This window comes from Mesorhizobium sp. WSM4822 (assembly GCF_055811155.1).
In genome coordinates this window covers 1-4,149 of sequence record NZ_JBVVQM010000051.1, presented here as the reverse complement: position 1 = coordinate 4,149, position 4,149 = coordinate 1, and the positions used below count along the sequence as shown (strand labels likewise).

At 59.7% G+C, this 4,149-nt stretch carries 4 protein-coding genes; all 4 read left to right on the top strand.

Annotated features, from left to right (window positions below; all coding sequences use genetic code 11):
- The coding region (locus AC0L3E_RS34395; RefSeq protein ID WP_473606885.1) for an ABC transporter permease at positions 1–472 on the top strand (472 nt) is incomplete at its 5' end.
- Between the two features lie 8 nt (positions 473–480).
- Complete coding sequence (locus AC0L3E_RS34390) at positions 481–1,305, top strand: ABC transporter permease (protein ID WP_473606884.1); 825 nt, start codon at positions 481–483, stop codon at positions 1,303–1,305.
- Positions 1,298–2,935: an ABC transporter ATP-binding protein gene (locus AC0L3E_RS34385; RefSeq protein ID WP_473606883.1), complete on the top strand. Its 1,638-nt coding sequence runs from the start codon at positions 1,298–1,300 to the stop codon at positions 2,933–2,935. The genes AC0L3E_RS34390 and AC0L3E_RS34385 overlap by 8 nt, the downstream gene beginning before the upstream one ends.
- Positions 2,936–3,010: 75 nt before the next feature.
- On the top strand, positions 3,011–4,149 hold a 1,139-nt coding region (locus tag AC0L3E_RS34380), incomplete at its 3' end, for an ABC transporter substrate-binding protein (RefSeq protein ID WP_473606882.1).

Genomic DNA, 4,149 nt, shown 5'->3' with positions numbered 1-4,149 from the left:
CCAGATATTTCCGGGCATTTCAACCGTTTACGACGGCATGCCCTTTCTCGACAGGATGAAAGCGATAGCGTTGCCCTGCACCGCGCTGACCCTGGGCATCGTTGCGCATATGATGCGCATGACGCGGGCGGCGATCCTCAATGTTATGCAGTCGGCTTATATTGAGACTGCTGAACTGAAAGGGCTCACCGCCTTCGAGGTCATCCGTAAGCATGCTCTACCCAATGCCCTTGCCCCAATCATAAATGTGGTGATCCTCAACCTCGCCTATCTCGTGGTCGGCGTCGTAGTCGTCGAGGTGATCTTCGTCTATCCGGGCATGGGGCAGTATCTGGTCGACCATGTCGGCAAGCGCGACGTTCCCGTCGTCCAGGCCGTCGGTCTGATCTTCGCCGCCGTCTATATTTTCCTCAACGTCGTGGCCGACGTGGCGTCCATTCTCGCCAATCCGCGCCTCAGGCATCCGAGGTAAGGAGCGCCATGTTGAGACGTATTCCTATCGGCGCCCTGATCGGCCTTGTTATCACCACCCTCTTCCTCCTCGTTGCGATCTTTGCACAGTGGATCGCCCCCTACGGCTTAGGCGATATTGTCGGCGGCATCTGGGAGCCAATGTCGGTGAAATTTCTGTTCGGCACGGACAATCTTGGCCGTGACCTGCTCTCGCGCATGATCTATGGCGCGCAGACGACCATCTTCATCGCTATCCTTGCAACCGCGCTATCGTTTTCAATGGGCGCAATCCTCGGGTTCACCGCCGCGATTGTCGGCGGCTGGCTCGACGTGTTGATGTCCCGTTTCGTCGATCTCCTCATGGCGATTCCCTCCCTGATCTTCGCCTTGGTCGTGCTCTCCGTGCTGCCTTCGAATCTGGTGACGCTGATCCTGGTCATGGGTATCCTCGACGGTACGCGTGTTTACCGTTTGTCACGCGCCGTCGCCGCCGATCTCAATGTCATGGATTTCGTCGAGGCCGCCAAGCTGCGCGGGGAAGGCAAGTGCTGGGTGATCTTCGCCGAGATTCTGCCCAATGCGCTGTCGCCGTTGATCTCGGAACTCGGGCTGCGCTTTATCTATGCGGTGCTAGTTCTCTCCACTCTCTCCTTCCTCGGCCTAGGCGTGCAGCCGCCGGCAGCAGACTGGGGCGGCATGGTCCAGGAGAACAAAGATGGCATTGTCTTCGGCGTCCCGGCGGCGCTGATCCCGGCTGCGGCGATTGCCGCGCTTGCCATCTCGGTCAACCTGGTCGCCGACTGGATCCTGAACCGAACCACCGATCTCAAGGGAGGGCGCTGCAATGGCTGAGGTTCTGCTCGACATCCGCAATCTCCGCATTGAGGCGACCAGCTATCCGCGAGGCGAAAAGCCTAGGACGATCACCATCGTCGATGACGTATCGCTGACGCTCGAGAAGGGAAAGGTGCTGGGCCTGATCGGCGAATCAGGCGCCGGCAAATCCACCATCGGGCTCTCGCCGATGAGCTATGGCCGCGGCGGTGTCCGCATCACCTGCGGCGAAATCATCCTTAACGGCCGCGACATCCTCAAGCAGGGTAAGAACGGTATCCGCAGGCTGCGCGGTCATGAGGTCAGCTACGTCGCGCAATCGGCCGCCGCGGCCTTGAATCCGGCGCAGCGGCTAATGGACCAAGTCGTCGAGACTTGCCTCAAGCATCGCTTAGCCACCCACGCAGAGGCCGAACGCCGGGCGGTCGCGCTGTTCCGCAAGCTCAGCCTTCCCGACCCGGAAAATATCGGCCAACGCTATCCGCACCAGGTTTCGGGCGGACAACTGCAACGCGTCATGACGGCCATGGCGCTCTGCCCCGAGCCGGATCTGATTATCTTCGACGAGCCGACCACAGCGCTCGACGTGACCACGCAGATTGACGTGCTCGCAGCGATCAAGCAAGCAATCCACGCCACCGGTGTTGCCGCGCTCTATATCACCCACGACCTTGCCGTTGTCGCGCAGATGGCCGACGACATTATGGTGTTGCGCCATGGCAAGATGGTCGAGACGGGTACCGCCCATCAGATCATCAAGGAGCCAAAGCAGGCCTATACCCAGGCGTTGGTCTCCGTGCACCATATCGAGCATGAAGAGAAGCATCCGACGCCGAAACCGATCCTATCGGTGAAGAACGTCACGGCCGCATACGGCAACGGCATTTTAAAGGTGTTGAAGAACGTCTCGGTCGATATCCATCCCGGCCAGACGCTTGCCGTGGTCGGCGAATCCGGTTCCGGCAAGTCGACTCTGGCGCGCGCCATCACCGGCCTGCTGCCGCCGCAGCAGGGCGAAATCACCTTCGACGGACGCAAGCTTTCGAACCTGCTGGCCGACCGGTCGAAGGAAGACCTGTGCCAACTCCAGATGATCTACCAGATGGCCGATGTGGCGATGAACCCGCGCCACACCGTCGGCACCATCATCGGCCGACCGCTGACCTTCTATTTTGGCCTGAGGGGTGCCGAGCGCGACCGGCGCGTGCAAGATCTGCTCGAAGAAATCGAGATGGGCACCGGCTTCCTCGACCGTTATCCAGCCGAGCTTTCGGGTGGGCAAAAGCAGCGCGTCTGCATCGCCCGCGCGCTTGCCGCCAAGCCCAAGCTGATTATCTGCGATGAGGTAACTTCCGCCCTCGACCCGCTGGTGGCCAACGGCATCCTGAAGCTGTTGCTCAATCTCCAGCAGATCGAGCAGGTGGCTTACCTCTTCATCAGCCACGATCTCGCGACGGTGAAGTCGATCGCCGATTCCATCGCCGTCATGTATCGCGGCGAGGTCGTGCGCTATGGGGCGAAGAGCCAGGTGCTGACGCCGCCGTTCGACGACTATACCGATCTACTACTGTCGTCCGTGCCGAGGATGGAACTCGGCTGGCTGGAGAAGGCGACCGCCGGGCGGAAGATGGCGAGTGCGGGGAATTAGCGATGTGAGTCCTCGCGATACCACCAGTTCAATGAGGTTCCCCTAAAGGGGAACAAATATGAAGGGGAACCCAATGTGATTGACGAAATGCGTTTTCTCAGCGAGCGTGTCGCCAAAGGCAAGCTGTCTCGACGCGCGTTTCTTGGTCGAGCCACGGCGCTTGGTGCAGGTGCGGCGTTTGCCAACAACCTGCTTGCCACTGCCGCAATGGCAGAGGGGCCGGTGAGGGGCGGCTTGCTCAAGCTAGGCATGCAGGGTGGTGCTGCCACGGACAGTCTCGATCCGGCGTTGTTTAGAACTGTATCGATGAATTTTGGCCGCCAATGGGCAGAGCAGCTGGTGCAAATTGATCCAAAGGGCAAGCTCCAGCCGGCGCTGGCCGAAGAATGGGGCGCTTCAAAGGACGCCAAGGTCTGGACCTTCAAGATCCGCAAGGGTGTGCAATTCCATAACGGCAAGGAGATGACCCCGGCCGATGTGCTCGCCACGATGGAACGCCATTCCGATGCCAATTCGAAGTCCGCCGCGTTCGGCCTCATGCAAGGCATTGAGAAGATGGCCGTCGACGGGGAGAACGTGGTCTTCACGCTCAAGGAAGCCAATGCCGACCTGCCCTTCCTGATGGACGACTACCATCTGACGATCCAGCCGAATGGTGGGAAGGACAACCCAAGCGAAGGCATTGGGACCGGGCCTTACAAGGTCACCGTCAATGAACCTGGCGTCCGGCTTGGTGGCCAAAAGTTTGCGGGTTACTGGCGCGACGACCGTGGCTTTGCCGACCAAGTTGAAATCCTTGTCATCAACGATGATACCGCCCGCATTACGGCACTGCAGACCGGCCAAGTGCACATCGTTAATCGGGTCCAGCCCAAGCTTGTTGACCTCATCAAGCGGCTGCCGGGTATCACCATCCGCAACGTCTCCGGGAAGAGCCATTATATATTTGTCCTCCAATGCGACACGGCCCCGTTCGACAACAACGACCTGCGGCTCGCGCTGAAATATGCAATCGACCGGGAGGAGATGGTCCAGAAGACCCTAGGAGGCTACGGCTCCGTCGGTAACGACACGCCGATAAACAACACCTATCCCCTCTTCACCGACATGGAACAGCGCACGTTCGATCCGGACAAGGCCGCCTTCCACTACAAGAAGTCCGGTCATTCTGGTTCGATCCGGCTTCATTCTTCCGAAGTAGCCTTTCCCGGCGC